Source organism: Anaeromyxobacter terrae, from assembly GCF_022690685.1.
Taxonomy (GTDB): Bacteria; Myxococcota; Myxococcia; order Myxococcales; family Anaeromyxobacteraceae; genus Anaeromyxobacter; species Anaeromyxobacter terrae.
On record NZ_JALCYY010000121.1, the window covers coordinates 1 to 4,939 of the forward strand.

The 4,939-nt window shown below is 76.2% G+C and carries 7 protein-coding genes; 4 read left to right on the forward strand and 3 right to left on the reverse strand.

Annotated features, from left to right (window positions below):
* Positions 1-185, reverse strand: a 185-nt coding sequence (locus MNY62_RS25185) for a hypothetical protein (protein WP_242347080.1), incomplete at its 3' end; no start/stop codon positions are given.
* Between the two features lie 66 nt (positions 186-251).
* Here MNY62_RS25185 and MNY62_RS25190 point away from each other — a divergent pair.
* Both MNY62_RS25190 and MNY62_RS25195 read left to right on the forward strand, forming a co-directional pair.
* On the forward strand, positions 252-1,064 hold the full coding sequence (locus MNY62_RS25190) for an alpha/beta fold hydrolase (protein WP_242347081.1): 813 nt from the start codon (positions 252-254) through the stop codon (positions 1,062-1,064).
* Entirely contained in the window at positions 1,055-1,909 is an 855-nt protein-coding gene (locus MNY62_RS25195) for a methyltransferase domain-containing protein (RefSeq protein ID WP_242347082.1), read from the forward strand. Before MNY62_RS25190 ends, MNY62_RS25195 begins: the two co-directional genes overlap by 10 nt.
* Here the strand turns inward: MNY62_RS25195 and MNY62_RS25200 are convergent.
* Entirely contained in the window at positions 1,851-2,288 is a 438-nt protein-coding gene (locus tag MNY62_RS25200; RefSeq protein WP_242347083.1) for a PAS domain-containing protein, read from the reverse strand. The genes MNY62_RS25195 and MNY62_RS25200 overlap by 59 nt on opposite strands.
* Before the next feature lie 90 nt (positions 2,289-2,378).
* Entirely contained in the window at positions 2,379-2,624 is a 246-nt protein-coding gene (locus MNY62_RS25205) for a hypothetical protein (protein ID WP_242347084.1), read from the reverse strand.
* Between the two features lie 151 nt (positions 2,625-2,775).
* On the opposite strand from MNY62_RS25205, the gene MNY62_RS25210 reads away from it, so the two are divergent.
* Together MNY62_RS25210 and MNY62_RS25615 are read left to right on the forward strand one after the other, a co-directional pair.
* Positions 2,776-4,482 (forward strand): serine/threonine protein kinase, encoded by a 1,707-nt coding sequence (locus tag MNY62_RS25210; RefSeq protein ID WP_242347085.1) that lies wholly within the window; start codon positions 2,776-2,778, stop codon positions 4,480-4,482.
* Positions 4,479-4,939 (forward strand): FHA domain-containing protein (locus MNY62_RS25615; RefSeq protein ID WP_279426872.1); only part of this gene is annotated, 461 nt, incomplete at its 3' end. The genes MNY62_RS25210 and MNY62_RS25615, both read left to right, overlap by 4 nt.

The window sequence follows — 4,939 nt, forward strand, 5'->3', positions numbered from 1 at the left end:
GGGCTCGGGCGTCGGTCGTTGCGGTCGGGGTCGGGGTCGGGGTCGGGGTCGGGGTCGGGGTCGGGGTCGGGGTCGAGGTCGGGGTCGGGGTCGGGGTCGGGTCGGGGTCGGGTCGGGGTCGGCGTCGGCGTCGGCGTCGGCGTCGAGGTCGGGGTCGGGGTCGGGGGGCGCGGGACCTTCGTCAACCTCTCCGCGCACCCCGGTTGACGATCCCTCCGCCCCCCGCGATACTTCCCCTTCTCTCGCGCGAGATGCCGTCCTTCCTCGACAGAGCGGGCCTCACCCTCCACTGCGAGGACGAAGGCCGGGGCCCGGCGCTCGTCGCCGTGCACGGGTGGTCCTTGTCCGGCCGCTGGCTCCTCGACGCGCTCCCGCCCGCGCTCCTCGCCGGACGGCGCGCGATCGCGCCCGACCTGCGCGGCCATGGCCGCTCCGAGGGCGGCGCGCCCTTCACGCTCGCGGAGCTCGCGGACGATCTCGTGGCCGCCTTCGACGCCCTCGTCCTCGAGCGCGCCGTGCTCCTCGGCTGGTCGCTCGGCGCGCAGCTCGCGCTCGCCGCGCTGCCGCGCCTCCGCGGCCGGGTGGCGGGGCTCGCGCTCGTCTCGGCCACCCCGCGCTTCACGGAGGGCGAAGGCTGGCCGCACGGCCTCCCCGCGCGCACGCTCGCCGCGCTCGCCCGTCACGTGGAGCGCGACCCGGCCCGCGCCGCGGCGCGCTTCCACGAGGGCATGTTCCTGCCGGGCGAGCTCGACGCGGCGGCCCTCGCGCGCGCCGCCGCCCTCCGGACGAGGACGCCCGTACCCTCCCCCGTCGCCCTCCGCGCCGGGCTCGACGTGCTCGGCGAGGCGGACCTGCGCGGCGCCCTCGCCGGGCTCGACCTGCCGGTGGTCGTGATCCACGGCGAGGGTGACCCGGTCTGCCTGCCGGGAGCGGGACGCGCGCTCGCCGGCGCGCTCCCGGGTGCGCGCCTCGCCGTCGTCCCGGGGGCCGGCCACGCCCCCTTCCTCTCGCGTCCGCACGCGTTCACCGCCGCGCTCGCGCCGCTGCTCGCCGCATGCGCCTGAACCCGGTCGACAAGCGGCGCGTGCGCGCCGCCTTCTCCCGCTCCGCCGGGGCCTACGACTCCCGGGCCGAGGTGCAGCGCGCCGTGCAGGACCGGGTGCTCGCGCTGCTCGACGCCGCCGCGCCCGGTGCGCGCCGCGTGCTCGACGTGGGCGCCGGCACGGGCGCGCTCCTCTCCCGGCTCCTCGCCACGCGGCCCGGGCTCGCCGCCGCGGCCGTGGATCTCGCGCCCGGCATGTGCCGCGCCACGCGCCGCGCCGCGCCGCGGGCAGGGGTCGCCGCGGCGGACGCGGAGGCGCTCCCGTTCCGCGACGGCGCGTTCGATCTGGTGGTGACCACCTCCACGCTCCAGTGGCTGCCGCGGGTGGCGACCGCGCTCGAGGAGGCGCGGCGGGTCCTCGCGCCGGGCGGGGTCCTGTGCGTGGCGCTCTTCGGGGAGCGCACGCTCTTCGAGCTCCGCGACTCCTTCCGCGAGGCGTCCGGCGGAGGTCCCGCGCCGACGCACCGCTTCCTCGCGCGCGAGGAGCTCGCCGCGGCGCTCGCGACCGCGGGGCTCGCGCTGGAGGCGACGCGCGACGAGGAGCTCGTCGAGCGCCACGCGGACGCGCGCGCGGTGCTCCGCGCGCTCAAGGCGGTGGGCGCGTCGAGCGCCGTGCCGGGCCGCGCCGGGCTGGGCGGGCGGCGCGCCACGCTCGAGACGATCCGGCGCTACGAGGCGCGCCACGGCGGGCCGGACGGCGTGCCCGCCACGTACCACGTGCTGTACGCCGTGGCGCGGCGGCCCCAGGCTATCGCTGCTTCGCCTCGAGCTCCTTCAGGCGCGCGCGCAGCTCCTTCTCCCGCTTGAAGCGGGCGGTCACGTCGCGGATCACCGCCGACGGCCCGAGGATGCGTCCCTCGGCGTCGCGGATGAGCTGGATGGTGAACTCGATCGAGATGGTCTGGCCGTCCTTGCGGACCGCAGGGACCGCGAGGACCTCCGTGCCGTAGCGGGTGACGCCCGTCTCCATCACGCGCTTCCAGCCGTCCCAGTGCCGCGCCCGCAGCCGCTCGGGGATGATCATGTCCATCGACTGCCCGAGGGCCTCCGCCGCGCTCCACCCGAACATCCGCTCCGCGCCGCGATTCCACAGCCGCAGCACGCCGTCGCGATCCGCGAACAGGACGGCGTCGCCCGTCTCCTCCACGATCCGCGCCGCGAGCGCGCCGAGCCCAGGGTCGTCCATGGTTCCTCCGGCGCGCGAGCTTAGCCCGGCGCCGGCGCCGGACCGAGCCCGCTCCCGCCGGTCCGATGGGGGACGCCCTGCCGGCGCGGGCTACGGCTTGCGCTGTCCGGTCGAGCCGGGCGCAGCCGCGGCGCGCTCCGCCGCGAGCCGCGCGATCTCGCCGGGGCCCGCGTGCTCGCCGCCGCCGGTGTCGCCCTGCTCCTCCTCCTCGAACTCCTCCCGCTCCGCCTTGTTCAGCGCGCGCAGCTGGTCGCGCGGGTCCCTCGCGTCGCGGCTCTCGCGGCTCTCGCCCATCGGGTCCTCGCTCTCCGCCGCCGCCGCGTGGCGGCCGCACATCCACCTTGGCGACGCTCGTGCGCGGACGCACTACACCGCGCGCGGCGCCAGCGCGCAGCGCGACTCACGAAGCGTGAGAGCGGCCGGCGCCACGTCCCCAGGTCGCGCGCCTTGTGGCCCCGCGGGGGCGCGGGCTAACATCCGCAGGATCGTGCCCCAGGCCGCACCCCAGGCGAGCGGCGCCGAGTTCAAGCCGCACCTCTTCGGCAAGTTCTTCCTCCTCCAGCGGCTCGCCGTGGGCGGGATGGCCGAGATCTACCGGGCGCGCGTCCCCGGCGCGGGGGGCTTCGAGAAGGAGCTCGTGGTGAAGCGCATCCTGCCCGCGCGGGCGCAGGATCAGGGCTTCATCAAGATGCTGGTGAACGAGGCGAAGCTGACCGTCCAGCTCACGCACTCGAACATCGCGCAGATCTACGAGTGCGGCAGCATCGAGGGGAACTTCTTCATCTCGATGGAGCTCGTGAACGGCGTCTCCCTCAAGGAGATGATGGCCGCGTTCGCGAAGACCGGCACGCAGCTCACGCCCGAGCAGGCGATGTTCCTCGTCCTGCAGCTCCTGCAGGGCCTCGACTACGCGCACCGGAAGACCGACGGCCAGGGCAACCCGCTCCGCATCGTCCACTGCGACGTCTCGCCGGACAACGCGCTCGTGTCGTACGAGGGCGAGGTGAAGCTCCTCGACTTCGGCATCGCGCGCGCCGCGACGAACCTCTCCAACTACAAGGAGGGGATGCTGATGGGGAAGCTCGGGTACGTCGCGCCCGAGCAGGCCTCCCTCGAGAAGCGCTGGGACCACCGCGTCGACCTCTTCGCCGCGGGGATCCTCCTCTACGAGCTGCTCACGAAGCAGAAGCCGTTCCCGAAGGCGACCGACGTCGAGTCCCTCGTCCAGGCGCGCAAGGCGAAGGTCGTGCCGCCCACCTCCATCGATCCCCGGCTGCCGAAGGACCTCGACGCGATCGTCGCGACCGCCCTCGCCTACGATCCCGACGACCGCTACCCCGACGCCCGCTCCTTCGCGGACGCGCTCGTCGACGTGCTCTTCCCGACGCCGCACTCGTCGATCCAGGACCTCCTCGCCAGCCAGATGAAGGCGGTGTTCGCGGACAAGGTCCAGCGCCAGCGCGCGGCCCGCGCCCACGACCCGCTCATCATGAAGGTCCTCACGAACGCGGCGGCGGCGGCCGGCGCGCTCCCGGGCGCGGCCGAGCCGACCCCGGTGAAGGCCTGGGAGCCGCGGGCCGATCCCGCCCCGGCGCCCGAGCCCCGCCGGGCGGCTGCGCGCGCACCGCGCCCGCGGACCGTCGTGAAGGACGGCGTCCGGCTCCGCACCGCCTTCCTCGCCGGCCTCGTCGTCGCGGGCGTCGCGTTCGCCGGGCTGCGCTACGCCGATCCGTGGCTGCGATCGGGCGTCCTCGTCGTGACCTCCGAGCCAGTCGGCGCGGACGTCACGCTCGACGGCGTGCCGACCGGCCTCACCACGCCCGCGGTGATCGAGGACGTGCCTCTCTCGCGCCCGCACGAGATCGCGCTCGGCGGCGAGGGGCTCCAGGGCGTCACGCTCGCCACCCAGCCGACCCCGGGCCGGCTCGTCGCGCGCGTGCACTCGGAGCTCGCCTCGGCGCTGGGCGCGCTCCGGGTCGAGAGCGATCCGCCCGGCGCCGAGGTCCGGCTCGACGAGCGGCCCGCGGGGAGGACCCCGATCACCATCCCGGGCGTGCGGCTCGACGCGCGGCACCGCATCGACCTCACGCTCACGGGCCACGAGATCGACCAGTTCGTCGTGCTGCCTGCGAAGGACGGCGTCCAGTTCGCGCGCAAGCTCGCCCGCCTCGACGGAGGCAAGCCGCGGCCGTGACCCCGGGGACGATGCGGCTCGTCGTCGAGGACGAGGCGGGGACCCGCTCGACGGTGCCGTTCACCGGCGACGAGATCGTGGTCGGCCGCGCCGCCGAGGGCGTCAGCGTCCGGCTCTCGGATCGCGACGTCTCGCGGCGCCACGCACGGTTCCTGCGCGTGAGCGGCGCGGTCCACGTGGAGGACCTGGGCAGCCTCACCGGCACGCGCGTCAACGGCGAGCGGATCACGGCCCGCCGGCGGCTGCGCGAAGGCGATCTCGTCCAGATCGGCAGCTACGACCTCGCGCTGTTCGGCGAGGCCGAGACGGCCGCCCCTGGCGCGCCGCCGCCGCTGCCGCCCACGCCGCGTCCGGCGACCGGTGCGGCCGGTGGGACCCCGACGCCGCCGGGCGCGCTCGACTCCGCCGCGCAGCGCCCGCCCACGCCCGCACCGCCGCAACCGGCGCAGCCTGCGCG